Source organism: Synechococcus sp. LA31 (genome assembly GCF_018502385.1).
In the GTDB taxonomy this organism is placed as follows: Bacteria; Cyanobacteriota; Cyanobacteriia; order PCC-6307; family Cyanobiaceae; genus Vulcanococcus.
The window spans coordinates 2,047,746-2,061,202 of record NZ_CP075523.1 but is presented as its reverse complement, the minus strand read 5'-3'; the positions used below and the strand labels follow the sequence as shown (position 1 = coordinate 2,061,202).

General features: G+C 63.7%; 17 protein-coding genes. 9 read left to right on the top strand and 8 right to left on the bottom strand.

What is annotated here, in order from left to right:
* Positions 1–7: 7 nt before the first annotated feature.
* Both KJJ24_RS11270 and cysE read right to left on the bottom strand, forming a co-directional pair.
* A complete protein-coding gene (locus KJJ24_RS11270) occupies positions 8–826 on the bottom strand; it encodes an ABC transporter permease (RefSeq protein ID WP_214338790.1) in 819 nt (272 codons plus the stop codon).
* Positions 823–1,575, bottom strand: a complete 753-nt coding sequence (gene cysE, locus KJJ24_RS11265; protein WP_214338788.1) for a serine O-acetyltransferase — start codon at positions 1,573–1,575, stop codon at positions 823–825. Before cysE ends, KJJ24_RS11270 begins: the two co-directional genes overlap by 4 nt.
* Before the next feature lie 55 nt (positions 1,576–1,630).
* Between cysE and KJJ24_RS11260 the strand changes: the two genes are divergently transcribed.
* The gene (locus KJJ24_RS11260; protein ID WP_250544664.1) at positions 1,631–1,894 is read left to right on the top strand and encodes an antitoxin; all 264 of its coding nucleotides are present in this window, start codon (positions 1,631–1,633) and stop codon (positions 1,892–1,894) included.
* Positions 1,891–2,292, top strand: coding sequence for a type II toxin-antitoxin system VapC family toxin (locus KJJ24_RS11255; RefSeq protein WP_214338786.1), 402 nt, complete (start codon positions 1,891–1,893; stop codon positions 2,290–2,292). Before KJJ24_RS11260 ends, KJJ24_RS11255 begins: the two co-directional genes overlap by 4 nt.
* Before the next feature lie 16 nt (positions 2,293–2,308).
* Here the strand turns inward: KJJ24_RS11255 and KJJ24_RS11250 are convergent, their stop codons facing one another.
* A complete protein-coding gene (locus KJJ24_RS11250) occupies positions 2,309–3,298 on the bottom strand; it encodes a GntR family transcriptional regulator (protein WP_214338784.1) in 990 nt (329 codons plus the stop codon).
* Between the two features lie 85 nt (positions 3,299–3,383).
* Here KJJ24_RS11250 and KJJ24_RS11245 point away from each other — a divergent pair, with 85 nt between their 5' ends.
* A complete protein-coding gene (locus KJJ24_RS11245; protein ID WP_214338782.1) occupies positions 3,384–4,121 on the top strand; it encodes a dienelactone hydrolase family protein in 738 nt (245 codons plus the stop codon).
* Positions 4,122–4,126: 5 nt separating this feature from the next.
* Here the strand turns inward: KJJ24_RS11245 and KJJ24_RS11240 are convergent, their stop codons facing one another.
* The 4 genes from KJJ24_RS11240 to miaA all read right to left on the bottom strand — a co-directional run bounded on the left by KJJ24_RS11240 (position 4,127) and on the right by miaA (position 6,473).
* Entirely contained in the window at positions 4,127–4,543 is a 417-nt protein-coding gene (locus tag KJJ24_RS11240; protein ID WP_214338780.1) for a type II toxin-antitoxin system VapC family toxin, read from the bottom strand.
* Positions 4,540–4,788 carry a type II toxin-antitoxin system Phd/YefM family antitoxin gene (locus tag KJJ24_RS11235; protein WP_214338778.1) on the bottom strand — a complete coding sequence of 83 codons (249 nt, stop codon included), beginning with the start codon at positions 4,786–4,788 and terminating at the stop codon, positions 4,540–4,542. The genes KJJ24_RS11240 and KJJ24_RS11235 overlap by 4 nt, the downstream gene beginning before the upstream one ends.
* 65 nt (positions 4,789–4,853) lie before the next feature.
* On the bottom strand, positions 4,854–5,504 hold the full coding sequence (gene infC / locus KJJ24_RS11230) for a translation initiation factor IF-3 (protein ID WP_214338776.1): 651 nt from the start codon (positions 5,502–5,504) through the stop codon (positions 4,854–4,856).
* A gap of 45 nt (positions 5,505–5,549) precedes the next feature.
* Positions 5,550–6,473: a tRNA (adenosine(37)-N6)-dimethylallyltransferase MiaA gene (gene miaA, locus KJJ24_RS11225; RefSeq protein WP_214338774.1), complete on the bottom strand. Its 924-nt coding sequence runs from the start codon at positions 6,471–6,473 to the stop codon at positions 5,550–5,552.
* Positions 6,474–6,659: 186 nt separating this feature from the next.
* Between miaA and gyrB the strand changes: the two genes are divergently transcribed.
* From gyrB to KJJ24_RS11200, 5 genes are read left to right on the top strand one after another with little or no spacing between them, the layout of a single operon-like run.
* Positions 6,660–8,621, top strand: coding sequence for a DNA topoisomerase (ATP-hydrolyzing) subunit B (gene gyrB / locus KJJ24_RS11220; protein ID WP_214338772.1), 1,962 nt, complete (start codon positions 6,660–6,662; stop codon positions 8,619–8,621).
* The gene (locus KJJ24_RS11215; protein WP_214338771.1) at positions 8,621–8,959 is read left to right on the top strand and encodes an SH3 domain-containing protein; all 339 of its coding nucleotides are present in this window, start codon (positions 8,621–8,623) and stop codon (positions 8,957–8,959) included. The genes gyrB and KJJ24_RS11215 overlap by 1 nt, the downstream gene beginning before the upstream one ends.
* Positions 8,959–10,641, top strand: a complete 1,683-nt coding sequence (locus KJJ24_RS11210; protein WP_214338770.1) for a glycosyltransferase family 4 protein — start codon at positions 8,959–8,961, stop codon at positions 10,639–10,641. The genes KJJ24_RS11215 and KJJ24_RS11210 overlap by 1 nt, the downstream gene beginning before the upstream one ends.
* 28 nt (positions 10,642–10,669) lie before the next feature.
* Complete coding sequence (locus tag KJJ24_RS11205) at positions 10,670–11,032, top strand: CrcB family protein (RefSeq protein WP_250545022.1); 363 nt, start codon at positions 10,670–10,672, stop codon at positions 11,030–11,032.
* Positions 11,025–11,441 carry a CrcB family protein gene (locus tag KJJ24_RS11200; protein ID WP_214338768.1) on the top strand — a complete coding sequence of 139 codons (417 nt, stop codon included), beginning with the start codon at positions 11,025–11,027 and terminating at the stop codon, positions 11,439–11,441. The genes KJJ24_RS11205 and KJJ24_RS11200 overlap by 8 nt, the downstream gene beginning before the upstream one ends.
* Here KJJ24_RS11200 and KJJ24_RS11195 read toward each other — a convergent pair whose 3' ends face one another.
* Positions 11,442–11,912 (bottom strand): glutathione peroxidase, encoded by a 471-nt coding sequence (locus KJJ24_RS11195; protein WP_214338767.1) that lies wholly within the window; start codon positions 11,910–11,912, stop codon positions 11,442–11,444.
* Positions 11,913–11,983: 71 nt separating this feature from the next.
* Between KJJ24_RS11195 and mgtE the strand changes: the two genes are divergently transcribed.
* Entirely contained in the window at positions 11,984–13,393 is a 1,410-nt protein-coding gene (gene mgtE / locus KJJ24_RS11190) for a magnesium transporter (RefSeq protein WP_214338766.1), read from the top strand.
* The last annotated feature ends 64 nt before the right edge of the window (positions 13,394–13,457 follow it).

Sequence of the window (13,457 nt, the reverse complement as noted above, 5' to 3'; positions counted from 1 at the left end):
GTTGTACTCAGATCACATCGGCAAAGCCCCGCCGGGCTTTCTGAAACAGACGGAACCCCAGCTCGCAGCCCAGCACAGCCGCGGGAATGCCCAGCAGCACATACGCCGCCGCCGGGTGCTCGCCTCGCACCAGCACGCGGCGCGTCTGCTCGATCACCAACACCAGTGGATTCGTGAGCAGCACGGGTTGCCAACGCTCCGGCAGGGCTGAGATCGGATAAAACACAGCACTTAAAAACATCAGCACACTCAGCCCCACGCTCACCAGTTGCGGCAGATCGCGTAGGTACACCCCCAGCGCCGATAACACCCAGCACAGGGCCAGGCAGCCCAATCCCAGTGGCAGCCACACCACCGGCAGCCACAGGGCCGTGGGCGGAATCCCTCCCGTGGCGATCAGTTGGAATCCCGCTAACACCACCAGGCTGGTACACGCATGAAAAGCGGCTGCTCCCACGGCCACGGCACTGAGCACCTCCAGCGGAAACACCACCTTGGTGACGTAGCTCGGCTGGCTGAGCACCAGGGTGGGAGCCTTGCCCACGCATTCGGCAAACAGGTTGAACACGATCAGCCCGGCAAACAGGTTGATCGCAAACCCCAGCGAGCCGGCCTGCTGCAGATCCGGCCAGCGGGCTTTGAAGACCGTGGAGAACACAAACGTGTACACCCCCAACATCATCAGGGGGTTGAGCAGGCTCCAGCCCCAACCCAGCACGGAGCCGCGGTATCGCCCGGCCACTTCTCGTTGCGTGAGCCGCCATAGCAGCGTGCGCTGCTGCTGAAGGGTTCTTAAAAACGACGGCGCCAGACCCAAGGTCTTCATTGGCGCTGCTCATCTCCCAGGAATTCAAGAATCTCACGATCCTTGAGGTTCTGAGCTTCCCCGCGGCAGGCTTCGCGAAGCGGCCGCCCTGCCGCCAGCTCCCGCAGGCAGGCCTGGGTGCGGGCCAGCTCCCCCTCCAGCTGATCGATGCGCTCCATCAGGTTGCGGATCACCCGTGCTTCGGTATCCGGCAGCGCCGAGTGGGCCAGGGGGTCGATGCGCACGCCGCTCTGGTGCACCACGCGGCCGGGGATGCCCACCACGGTGCTGTCGGGTGCCACATCGCGCAGCACCACCGAGCCGGCGCCGATGCGTGTGTTGGCGCCCACCTGGATGGCGCCCAGCACCTTGGCGCCGGCGCCCACCACCACGTTGGGCTCCAGGGTGGGGTGGCGCTTGCCGTGGGCCTTGCCGGTGCCCCCGAGGGTCACCCCTTGATACAGCAGGCATTGATTGCCGATCACGGCCGTTTCACCGATCACTACGCCCATGCCGTGGTCGATGAACACGCCCCGGCCGATCTGGGCGCCCGGATGAATTTCGATGCCCGTGAGCCAGCGGCCCACTTGGCTGAGCAGGCGTGCCACCAGCGGGGTGAGCGGCCAGCGCAACCGCCAGAGGCGATGGCTGAAGCGATGCAAGGTGAGGGCGTGCAGGCCGGGGTAGCAGCACAGGATCTCCAGCACCCCACGAGCCGCCGGGTCGCGCTCCTTGATGATCGCCAGGTCGGCGCGCAGGGCGTTGAGCATCGGCAGAGTCTGGCGTGTGGCGCGGCCGCAGGCAAAAGTAGTATGACAATGCGATATGACGTTGCTGCGTGTGGTGCGTGCCCGATTGTTCATGAGCGGCCGCAGTCAGGCCCTGCGGTTGCCGGCCAGGTTGCGGCTGCGTGGGTCTGATGTGGAGATTGAGCCCATGGGCGATGGCTTGTGGGTGCAGCCCTGTGTCGACCCCGCCGAGGGGCTGGCCGACTGGCTCCAGCGCTTCTATGCCGAACATCCTGCTCTGCCTGATCAGTTTCTCGAGGATCGCGGCGATCAGTTGCCTCAGGAGCGCGACTGGTCGTGAGGCGCACCCTCGATACCACCATCTGCAGCTATGTGCTTCGTCGGCGCCCGCTGCAGATGGTGGAGCGCTTCCGCCAGCTGGATCGTGGGCAGCTCTGGCTATCAGCCATCGTGGCTGCTGAGCTGCGCTTCGGAGCTGAGAAATTGGGCTCCACCCGGTTTCAAGCGGCTGTGGAAGCTTGGCTTTCGGGCTTTGAACTCCTCGATTGGCCCATGGCGGCTACGCACCACTACGCCCGCACTCGGGCTCAGCTGGAAGCTGCGGGCACTCCTGTTGGCAATCTGGATCTGATGATCGCGGCCCACGCCCTCGCGGAAGACAGCGTGGTGATCACCAATCACGCTCGGGAGTTCCACCGCATCCCGGGTGTTGCGGTGGAGGAATGGCAGCTCGAATGAAGCGGGGTGTTCGGCTTTAGGCCGCCAGCAGGCCGATTTCCTTGCGCAGCAGATCGATGGTGGCGCTGCCCAGGTAGCTCTGGGCGCAGTGCACCTGAGGCAGGCGCATCAGCTGGGCGCGGTTCTGGCGCAGGTTTTGCTCCACCAGCGGCAGGCTGGGGCGATCGCAAAGCACGTGGCTTGATGCCCGCAGTAGTGCCAGCAGGCGGCTGCTCACATCGGGGGTGGCGGTCATCAACAGCAGTTCATTGCCGCGCATGCTGTGCAGGATCACCTCGGCGGCGCGCAGGATGCCGGGGCTGATGCTCACCAGGCCCACGCAGCTGCCGGCCTTGAGGTCTTTCAGCAGATCGAGCTCGTGGCGGAAATCGTTGAGGTCGACCGGCACGGCGCGCACGCTGTGGCGGCGGGCGATCTCTTCCACCGGCTGCAGGAAGTAGCGGCTGGTGACCACCGTGCCGTTGCTGGAGCTCTCGAGGATGCATTCCAGCTCCTCCATCGGCACCACCTCAACCGGCACATCCAGATGGGGCGTGAGCTCTTCGGCGATCAGCATCGAGGCGCCGATGTCTTCGCGGGGGGTGCTCACCAGCACTCGGGCGCCGCAGCGCAGCCGCCAGTCGATCTCGCGGGTGAACAAATCGCGCGCCTGCTGCAGGGTGCAGCCAGCGTTGAGCAGCCCGTCCACGCTTTGGCGTACCTCGCGGTCGATGTCCGGCAGGTGGCGGCTGCGGGGGCCGGGAGCCGGCTTGATGTCGCGCGGATTCTGCTGGTCGCGCACATAGATGCCGGAGCCCGCCATGGCTTCGACAACGCCATCGTTCTCCAGCTGCCGATACACCTTGCTGATCGTGTTGCGGTGCAGGCCGGTTTGCATCGCCAGCTGGCGCGTGCTCGGTAATCGATGCCCCGGCGGAAAGTGGCGCGCGGCGATTGCGAAGCAGATCTGGTTGTACAGCTGGCTCGATGCCGGGATGTCGCTGTCCTGCTGAATGTGGAACCGCAAACCGGATTGGCACAACGCTGCGGGGACACCTTACGGAGCTTTGGCGCCGGTGACAATTGCAATCCCGGCATACCCCCTGCCCGAGATGACGATTCAGGCGACCTGGACTGAGGTGATCACCCCCGAGGGCGCCATGCCGGCGTGGTGGGCCCGGCCGGAAGCGCCGCGGGCGGCGGTGCTGGTGCTGCCAGAGGTGTTCGGCGTGAACGGCTGGGTGCGCAGCGTGGCGGATCGTCTGGCGGAGCAGGGGTATGCGGCCCTCGCCATCAGCACCTTCTGGCGCACCGCCCCGCAGCTGGAGGCCGGCTACAACGAAGCCGGTCTCGCCCTGGGCCGCGAGCATCGCGATCAGGTGAAGGCCGAGCAGCTCCGCGCCGATGTGGCTGCCGCTGCTGCTTGGATGCAGCAGCACCACAGCGCCGACGGATTAGCCCACAAGCCCCTGGGCTGCGTGGGTTTCTGCTTTGGCGGCCACCTGGCAATGCTGGCTGCCACCCTGCCGGTGATCGCCGCCAGTTGCGATTTTTATGGGGCCCGCGTGTCGACCGATCGGCCCGGCGGTGGTGCCCCCACCCTGGCGGATGTGCCGCAGATCCCTGGCAGGTTGTGGTGCTTTTGCGGTGATCAGGATCCCCTGATGCCTCCCGAGGAGCTCAGCGCTATCCAGCAGGCCCTCGCTGCTGTGCCTGGCCGCCGCCATCGTTTCGTGATGGCCCCGGGTGCCGGCCACGGCTACATGTGCGAAGCCCGGAGCGATTTCCATCCCCAAGCATCAGCCGCAGGCTGGGGGGCCATGTTGCAGCTGTTTGACGAAGCGCTCTGATTGCATCACCAAAGCAGCTGGCAGGGAAAATCGTTCAAGGCAGGGTCAAGGCTCACGAGGGTGAGGCCTTCCAATTGAGCCTGCGCAGCCAGCAAGCGATCAAAGGGGTCGCGATGGGGCTGTTCGTATCCGCCTGCAATCAGGCCATGCTTGAACTGAACCGGCAGCAGTTCAAATCCCTGGTGCGCCAGAACCTCCGTCAGATCTGAAAGCAGTGTCGCGGCGATCGCGAGCTTTCCCAGGCGCACCTTGGTGGCGAGTTCCCAGGCTGATGCTGCACTCACGAACACCTGGTTGTTGGGCTCCCCAATGGCTGCATGCGCTTTGGCTGACAGTCGAGCTGGCTCAGCCAGCCACCAGAGCAGCGCATGGGTATCAAGGAGCAGCCGGAGGGGCCTATCCGTTGAAGTCCCTGCCCTCACGGCAACGGGTTGTCGAAGGCAGCCAGCTCTGCGTCAGGCAGCGGTTCCAGCAGCATTTCTGGCGCGGGCAGCTGCAAAACACCAGCTAAAACACCTGGCTGCCTCAGCGGCGTCGGGGTGGCCAGCGGAACAAGGCGAGCCCAGGGTTTGCCGCCTTTCGCCACCACGATGGTTTCGCCGGCATGGGCTGCATCAATCAGGCGAGAGAAGTGCGTCTTCGCCTCGTGCACATTCACCGTGCGCATGATTGAGCAGCAGCAGCAGCCCAACAATCTTAGTCCGCTATTGGACTAAGGCTGTGAGTTTGGGCTCAGCCCTCGCTGGCAGCGGCTGCAGCGGCCTGCTGGCGCGGGGTTTCGATGGTGCGCACGGCTTTGCTGGCGGCGGCTTCCGCTTCCTTTTCCTTGGACAGCGGGGTTTTGCGCGGCGTGAGGAACATGATCATGTTGCGGCCCTCGCGCTTGGGGTCTTGCTGGATCTCAGCCTTTTCTTCGAGATCCTTGGCCATGCGCCTGAGCAGTTGCTCAGCCAAGGCGGTGTGCTGGATCTCGCGGCCGCGGAAGATCACGGTGCACTTCACCTTGTCGCCGGCTTTAAGGAAGCGAGAGGCCTGACCGATCCGCACGTCGTAATCGTGCTGATCGATCTTGTAGCGCATCTTCACCTCCTTCACTTCGGTTTGGTGAGACTTCTTCTTGGCCTCCTTGGCCTTCTTTTCCTGCTCAAACTTGAACTTGCCGTAGTCCATGATCCGGCACACCGGCGGATCAGCCTTCTCGCTCACCAGCACCAGGTCGAGCTCGCGGTCTTTGGCCACCTCGAGGGCCGCCTCCCGCGTGATCACCCCCAGCTGACCGCCGTCGGCATCCACCACCCGGAGCTGGGGGTAACTGATGCGGTCGTTGATGTTGGGGAGCTCCCGTACGGGAGCTCGGCGGTCAAAACGAGGACGGGGTGGCATTCAGGCGGGCGAGAGGACGAAGAGAAAACAGTGTCTGTTCACCCTTCACCCTAGGACGCGCTCGATCGCTTGCAACGCTTGCTGCAGCGGATCGCCCCCATCCAGCCACAAGGGTTCATGTTGGCGGCGGAACCAGGTGCGCTGGCGCTTGGCGAACTGCTGCGTGCGCTTGGTGGTGAGGGCGATGGCCTCCCCCTCTTGCAGCTCGCCCCGCAGCACTGCCTTGGCTTCGCCGTAGCCGATCGTGTTGAGCAGGGGGCATTCGGCGCCGTAGCGCTCGACCAGGCCGCGGGTTTCCTCCACCAGACCATCGGCAAACAGCTGGGCGCTGCGCTGGCTGATGCGTTGTTTGAGATCGGGTGGATTGAGGCCCAGTTCCAGCACCCGCCAGGGCGGTGGGGCAGCACCCTGCTGGCTGCTTAACGGCAGTCCTGTGGCGTAGATCACCTCCAGGGCTCGCTGGGTGCGCACGGCGTCGTTCGTCATGATCCGGGCGCCGGCCGTGGGGTCGGCGCTCAGCAGCAGCTGGTGACAGAGCGGTTGGCCCAGGGCCTCGAGCTGTGCCCGCAGCTGGGGCTGCGGCGGCACCGCTGGAGGGCTCATCCCCTGGGTGATTGCTTTGAGGTAGAGGCCACTGCCGCCCACCAGCAGGGCGATGCCCCGCCGCGCGTGTTCCGCCGCGATCGCCCGCTCCGCGTCCGCGCGGAATTCCTGCAGGTTGATCGGTTGATCGGGCCTGCGCAGATCCAGCAGTTCATGGCGCACCGCTGCCCGCTGGGCGGGTGTGGGCTTGGCGGTGCCGATGTTCATCTCTTGGTAGAGCTGGCGCGAATCCACCGACAGCACCGCCAGATCCAGCGCCTGGGCCAGCGCGATGCCAAGGGCTGTTTTGCCACTGGCGGTGGGCCCCAGTAACGCGATCACCAGGGGCTGCTCGCCCTTGGGGCCAGGGCTTGGTGGATGGTTCATCGGGGCACTCTGCCGGGCGCCCCCATGCACCCCTTGCTGAAAAGCGCGCTGAGGGGCCGCCAGGAGCTTCTCTATTGCATCGGTGGTAGATTGGGCCTTCAGGCACGGCCTTTGCGCGCCTTTATCGCCCTTGCCGCGCTTGCCAACGGGCTTCTGCGGCAGCAGAGCGTGCCCCCGCCGGAACCCATGAGCGAAGCCACCAAAGTTCAGGCCGCCTACGGCGCCGAGCAAATCCAGGTGCTGGAAGGCCTGGAGCCGGTGCGTAAGCGCCCGGGCATGTACATCGGCACCACCGGGCCGCGCGGTTTGCACCACCTGGTGTACGAGGTGGTGGATAACTCGGTCGACGAAGCCCTCGCCGGCCATTGCAACTCGATTTTGGTCGTCCTCAATGAGGACGGCAGCTGCGCCGTGTCCGATAACGGCCGCGGCATCCCCACCGACGTGCACCCCCGCACCGGCAAGAGCGCCCTGGAAACGGTGCTCACCGTGCTGCACGCCGGCGGCAAGTTCGGCGCCGGTGGATACAAGGTGTCGGGCGGCCTGCACGGCGTGGGCGTGTCGGTGGTGAACGCCCTGTCTGAATGGGTGGAAGTCACCGTTCACCGCCAGGGCCAGGAGCACAAGCAGCGCTTTGAGCGCGGTGCTCCGATCGGCACCTTGGCCTCAACAGCGTCGGCCGATCCCAGCCGCACCGGCACTTCAGTGTGCTTCAAGCCCGATATTCAGATCTTCACCGGTGGGATCGACTTCGATTACCACACCCTCTCGGCTCGTCTACGCGAACTCGCCTACCTCAACGGTGGCGTGAAGATCGTGTTCCGCGATGAACGCCCGGCGGCTCGCGATGCCGATGGGGCCGCTCATGAGGAAATTTACCTCTACGAAGGCGGCATCAAGGAATACGTTGCCTACATGAATGCGGAGAAGGATGCCCTTCATCCCGACATCATCTATGTGAACTCCGAAAAAGATGGTGTTCAGGTGGAGGCTGCGCTGCAGTGGTGCGTGGATGCCTACTCCGACAACATCTTCGGCTTCGCCAACAACATCCGCACCGTGGATGGTGGCACGCACATCGAGGGTTTGAAGACCGTTCTCACCCGCACCCTCAACGCCTTTGCCAAGAAGCGTGGCAAGCGCAAGGAAGCCGATGGCAACCTCGCCGGTGAAAACATCCGCGAAGGCCTCACGGCCGTGCTTTCGGTGAAGGTGCCGGAGCCGGAATTTGAGGGCCAAACCAAAACCAAGCTCGGCAACACCGAGGTGCGCGGCATCGTGGATTCGCTGGTGGGCGAGGCCCTCGGTGAATATCTGGAATTCAATCCCTCGGTGATCGATCTGATCCTCGAGAAGGCCATCCAGGCCTTTAATGCCGCCGAGGCTGCCCGCCGCGCTCGCGAACTGGTGCGCCGCAAGAGCGTGCTGGAGAGCTCCACCCTGCCCGGCAAGCTCGCCGACTGCTCAACCCGTGATCCGGGTGAATCCGAGATCTATATCGTGGAGGGCGATTCTGCAGGTGGCTCGGCCAAGCAGGGCCGCGACCGGCGCTTCCAGGCAATCCTGCCCCTGCGCGGCAAGATTCTCAACATCGAGAAAACTGACGACGCCAAGATCTACAAAAATACCGAGATCCAGGCGTTGATCACGGCCTTGGGCTTGGGCATCAAGGGTGAAGAGTTCGATGAAAAAAACCTTCGCTACCACCGCATCGTGATCATGACCGATGCCGATGTGGATGGCGCCCACATCCGCACCCTGCTGCTCACCTTCTTCTACCGCTACCAGAAGTCGCTGGTGGAAGGCGGCTACATCTATATCGCCTGTCCGCCGCTCTACAAGGTGGAGCGCGGCAAGAATCACACGTATTGCTACAACGAAGCCGATCTCAAAACCACGATCGAAGGCTTCGGCGAGAAGGCGAATTACACGATCCAGCGCTTCAAGGGTTTGGGCGAAATGATGCCCAAGCAGCTGTGGGAAACCACCATGGATCCCTCCACCCGCATGATGAAGCGGGTTGAGATCGCAGACGCTGCCGAAGCCGATCGCATCTTCACGATCCTGATGGGCGACAAGGTGGCCCCCCGCCGCGAATTCATCGAAACCCATAGCGCCGAGCTCGATCTGGCGCAGCTGGATATCTGATGGATCAGCGTGGTGTTGCCACCCCGGCCTGGAGCTGGGGGGCTGTTCTGGCATTTGCTCTCTTTGCACCTGTCGCACTTCCGGCTGGAGGCGCAGAGCGTCGTGTGCCGGAAGTGCGTAAGCGTTCCGCTGGGGAGCCGCTGATCCTTCCCCTCGCTCTGGCGATGAGTGGCGCGCCAGCGTCTGAGGCGCCGTTGTTGCGGTCGTTGCCGGTGGGTGAGCCCGTGGAGGTGTTGCGCAGCTGGGCTGATGCCATGGGTGAACGCTGGTTGCAGGTGAGGGTGGCGTCCGATCTGTTGATGCTGAAGCCGCTGAAGGGTTGGGTGCGGCATTCCTGATGGCATCGCATTTCCCCGCGGCTCTCTTCTTGCCAAAAGACGCCTACGACGTGTCGAGTCAGCAGGTTCTGGGTCGACGTGTTGCCGGTGCTCAGCTTGCACAGTCCTTCGCGGGAGCGCTCCTGAAGGAGGAAATGCTCACGGTTGTTTCCCCAGGCGACAAGGCAGTGGAGTCTGTAAGCCAGCTACTGGCGGGTGTGACCCCGCCAGGGGCGATGGTTCGGGTGTGTGATCAGGCCACCCCAGACCTGCTTTCAGAGGTCGGAGCGTTGTATGTGCCCGATCCGATCATCAGTCGATGGACGCCTCTTCGCAATGACGTTGCACCTTGGGCTTTTTCGCTCACGGGTGTGATCCATACCGTTTGCTCCGAGGGTGCTCTTGGTGGCATCGCCAACATTCCGCTGGCACCCCTTTATCCATGGGATGCCGTTGTGTGCACGTCGCGAGCGGGCCGTGATGTGGTGGCTAAAGCCCTTGAGCATCGTTTGGAAACCATGGCTCGCCGGCTCGGAGCTTCACGGCCGAGTGATGATGTGTTGCAGTTGCCGGAGCTGCCCATTATTCCTTTGGTGGTCAGTGCCGATCAGCCCTATCAGCCAGGTCTACCGCGAGATCAACGACGCCGTCACGCCAGAGCTGCTCTGCAAATCAGCCCTGATGCTTTTGTGGTTGCCTTTGTGGGTCGGCTGAGCTTTCACAGCAAGTGCCATCCAATTAGTCTTTATCGCGCGCTTGAGCAGCTTGCTCTGGATCACCCTGATCGAGACATTGTGCTGATCGAGTGTGGGCATATTTTTAATCAGTGGATCGCCGCTGCTTACGACGAGCTACGTGTGCGATTCCCGCATCTTTGTTTCAGGCTGGTGGGTGGCCTCGAACCTGCTACCGATGAACAGAAGTGGCAGGTTCTCGCTGCGGCTGATGTTTTCACCTCGCCGGCTGACAATCTTCAGGAAACATTTGGCCTTTCGCTGCTTGAGGCGATGGCTGCGGAGCTTCCCTTGGTGGTGAGCGATTGGAATGGCTACCGTGATCTTGTGGCGGATGGCGAGAATGGTTTTCTGATCCCAACGCAGGATGTGTTGTGTGATGTTGATGGTGCTGATGATATCGATGCTCAATTCTCCTTGGGAACCCTTGATTACGATGCGATGATTGGGGTGCGCAGCATGGGTGTTGTTGTTGATCACAGCGCTTATGTTCGTGCCTTTTCGGCTCTCTTCCATGATCAGAATCGATGCCGCTCCATGGCACATGCTTCGCTGGAGCGCCTAAAGGATCGCTATTCAGCAAGTGCTGTTTCCGCTGCTTACCGCCACTTGTGGTTGCGCTTGGAGCAGCGGCGGGCTGAGGCCGCCCTCAAGCAGGCTTCGGCTTGGCAGCCGTTGCCGTCTGGTTTGCCTGGCTATGGCTCGTTGTTTGATCACTACGCCACGTCTGGCTTCAGTGCGTTTGCCGATCAATCGATCCAGCCAACGGAAGAGCTTGCTGCTCATCTCTCCAGCACGATGAATCAGTGGTTGCTTGAGCGTTTGTCTGCAGGCCAGCTATCGACCTTGAGGCGCTTGGTTGATGCAGGCGAGCCCATTTCTCTTGAGCGTCTCTGCTCTCAGGGTTGCAGCAGGAACCAGGCCTTGCGTTTGCTGGCAGTGCTCGCCAAGTTCACTCCCCCTGGTTGATTCTTTCGTGGAACCAGGCTTCTACGGGTTGCGCGATGTGTTGCTGGTGGCGATTGGCGCCATCCCTGGCGCCTGGCTTCGCTTTCGCTTGGTGAACCATTTCGAGCCGCTCGTGCCTCGCAAGCACTGGGCCACGTTTGGCGTGAATATCAGCGCCTGCTTTGCCTTGGGCTTGATCGCTGCCTTGGCTAGCCGCTGCGGCCCGCATGATCGGATCGCCCTGCTTCTGGCCACAGGCTTTCTGGGCAGCCTCAGCACCTTCTCCACCTTCAGCGTGGAGCTGCTGCAGGCCTGGATGGGTGGCTTGCGCCGCCAGACCCTCTTGTTGATGGGGGGATCGGTGGCGGCGGGGTTGCTGGCGGTGGCGGCCGGGATGGTGATCGGTGGCTGATCGGCTTCCAGAGCGGCGCCTGCGCTTTGAGCTGCGCGAGCTTGCCTTGGTGGGCATCGGCGCGGTGCCCGGGGCTTTGCTGCGCTGGCAGAGCGGCGTGCAGCTGGGCCCTTACCTGGGCGGCAGCGCTGGCGCCAACCTGCTGGTGAATCTGGTGGGTTCGTTTCTGCTGGGCTTTCTGCTGGGCCCGATTCCCCGCCGCACCAGCCTGCTGCTGCTTCTGGGCATTGGCTTTTGCGGCTGCCTCACCACCTTCAGCAGTTGGATGCTTGATGTGGCTGCATTGATCCAGGCTGGCCGCCCCGTTTGGGGGCTGGCGCTGATTGCCGCCAGCCTGGTGCTTGGTGTGCTCTGCGCCGCCGCCGGCCTTGGCCTCAGCCGGCTGGTGTTTGGCCGCGAAACCGGCTGATCAGGCCGCCAGTGCGGCTTCGATGGCGCCTTTCAGCTCAGCCGAGTCAGGCTCCACGCCGCTCTTGAAACGAGCCACCACCGTGCCGTCTTTGCCCACGAGAAATTTCTCGAAGTTCCAGGCCACCGGGCCGGCGGGCTCGCTTTGCACCAGCGTGTCGAACGGAGCGGCGCTGATGGCCACCTTGCCGTAGATCGGGAAGTTCACGCCGTAGGTGGTGGAGCAGAACTGCTTGATCTCCTCCACCGAGCCGGGCTCCTGGGCGCCGAAGTCGTTGCAGGGGAAGGCCAGCACCGAGAAGCCCTGGGCGCCGTAGGCCTCCTGCAGAGCCTGCAGACCGGCGTATTGGCGGGTGAAGCCGCAGCGGCTGGCCACGTTCACGATCAGGCGCACCTGGCCATCCAGCGCGCTCAGCTTTTGCTGCTCGCCGGCGGCGGTGCTCACCACCACTTCGTTCACGTTGATGGCCATCGCACTTCTAGGAGAAGGCCGGACCTTAGCCACTTCAGCCCATACACTCGGTGTGCAGCAGCCCTGGGGCGATGAGCGAGGCGTCTGCAGCAGCCGCAGGTTCAGCTGCCAACGGGGCCGCTCTGGCTGAGCTGCTCACCCAGCAGCTCAAGGGCCTGCTGGAGGCCGGCAATTACGACGGCGTGAAGCTGCTCCTGCAGCCCGTGCAAGAAGTGGATATCGCCGAGGCGATCGGCGGGCTGCCCCGCACCCTGCAGGCCCTGGCCTTTCGCCTGCTGCCCAAAAACGAAGCGATTGAGGTTTACGAATATCTCGAGGCCAGCGTGCAGCAGTCGCTGCTGGAGCGGTTGCGCTCCAGTGAGGTGCTCGAGCTGGTGGAGGAGATGTCGCCCGATGACCGGGTGGATCTGTTTGATGAACTGCCGGCCAAGGTGGTGCGGCGCCTGTTGGCAGAGCTGAGCCCGGCGGAGCGGCGTGTGACCGCTCAGCTGCTCGGCTACGAGCCTGAAACCGCCGGCCGGTTGATGACCACCGAGTTCATCGACCTCAAGGAATTCCACAGCGTGGCCCAGGCGCTGGCGATCGTGCGCCGCCGCGCCCGCGACACCGAAACGATCTACGCCCTTTACGTCACCGACGCTTCGCGCCACCTCACCGGCATCCTTTCGCTGCGGGATCTGGTGGTGGCTGATCCGGAGGAGCGGGTGGGCGATGTGATGACCCGCGAGGTGGTGAGCGTGGGCACCGATACCGACCAAGAAGAAGTGGCCCGCGTGATCCAGCGCTACGACTTTCTGGCCGTGCCGGTGGTGGACCGCGAGCAGCGGCTGGTGGGGATCGTGACCGTGGACGACGTGATCGACGTGATCCAGCAGGAGGCCACCCGCGATCTCTACGCCGCTGGCGCCGTGCAGGCCGGCGATGAAGACGACTACTTCCAGAGCAATCTGTTCAGCGTGGCCCGCCGGCGGGTGGTGTGGCTGTTGGTGCTGCTCCTGGCCAACAGCGGCACCGCCGCGGTAATCGCCTCGATGGATGGGGTGCTCAAACAGGTGGTGGTGCTCGCGGCCTTCATTCCGCTGTTGATTGGCACCGGCGGCAACGTGGGTGCCCAGAGCTCCACGGTGGTGATCCGCGGCCTCAGCACCCAGCGCATCCAGAGCCTGGGGCCGGTGAAAGCAATCGGCCGTGAGGCCATTGCCGGGGCGTTGCTGGGGCTGTTGATGATGCTGGTGGTGGTGCCCTGGTCGGGCTATGTGAGCGGCGGCAACTGGCTGGTGGCCACCGCGGCTGGCATCAGCCTGGTGGCGATCACCACCCTGGCGGCCACCGCCGGTGCGGCACTGCCGCTGCTGTTTAACCGCCTGGGGCTGGATCCGGCCTTGATGTCGGCCCCGTTCATTGCCACCGCCACCGATGTGGCCGGCGTGTTCATCTACCTGCAAACCGCCAGCTGGTTGCTGAGCCGCTCAGGGGGCTGACGCTGCTGCCCTGGGGTGCTCCCGCGAGATTCGCGAGCTTTCTGAGAGACGCTTCACACTTCTT

What these genes read in the sequence shown, in the direction of transcription:
- KJJ24_RS11215 (WP_214338771.1), top strand. Translation starts at nt 8,621, where the DNA reads ATGGATCAGCGTGGTGTTGCCACCCCGGCCTGGAGCTGGGGGGCTGTT.
- mgtE (WP_214338766.1), top strand. Translation starts at nt 11,984, where the DNA reads ATGAGCGAGGCGTCTGCAGCAGCCGCAGGTTCAGCTGCCAACGGGGCC.
- KJJ24_RS11260 (WP_250544664.1), top strand. Translation starts at nt 1,631, where the DNA reads ATGACGTTGCTGCGTGTGGTGCGTGCCCGATTGTTCATGAGCGGCCGC.
- miaA (WP_214338774.1), bottom strand. Translation starts at nt 6,473, where the DNA reads ATGAACCATCCACCAAGCCCTGGCCCCAAGGGCGAGCAGCCCCTGGTG.
- KJJ24_RS11195 (WP_214338767.1), bottom strand. Translation starts at nt 11,912, where the DNA reads ATGGCCATCAACGTGAACGAAGTGGTGGTGAGCACCGCCGCCGGCGAG.
- KJJ24_RS11245 (WP_214338782.1), top strand. Translation starts at nt 3,384, where the DNA reads ATGACGATTCAGGCGACCTGGACTGAGGTGATCACCCCCGAGGGCGCC.
- KJJ24_RS11210 (WP_214338770.1), top strand. Translation starts at nt 8,959, where the DNA reads ATGGCATCGCATTTCCCCGCGGCTCTCTTCTTGCCAAAAGACGCCTAC.
- gyrB (WP_214338772.1), top strand. Translation starts at nt 6,660, where the DNA reads ATGAGCGAAGCCACCAAAGTTCAGGCCGCCTACGGCGCCGAGCAAATC.
- cysE (WP_214338788.1), bottom strand. Translation starts at nt 1,575, where the DNA reads ATGCTCAACGCCCTGCGCGCCGACCTGGCGATCATCAAGGAGCGCGAC.
- KJJ24_RS11270 (WP_214338790.1), bottom strand. Translation starts at nt 826, where the DNA reads ATGAAGACCTTGGGTCTGGCGCCGTCGTTTTTAAGAACCCTTCAGCAG.
- infC (WP_214338776.1), bottom strand. Translation starts at nt 5,504, where the DNA reads ATGCCACCCCGTCCTCGTTTTGACCGCCGAGCTCCCGTACGGGAGCTC.
- KJJ24_RS11235 (WP_214338778.1), bottom strand. Translation starts at nt 4,788, where the DNA reads ATGCGCACGGTGAATGTGCACGAGGCGAAGACGCACTTCTCTCGCCTG.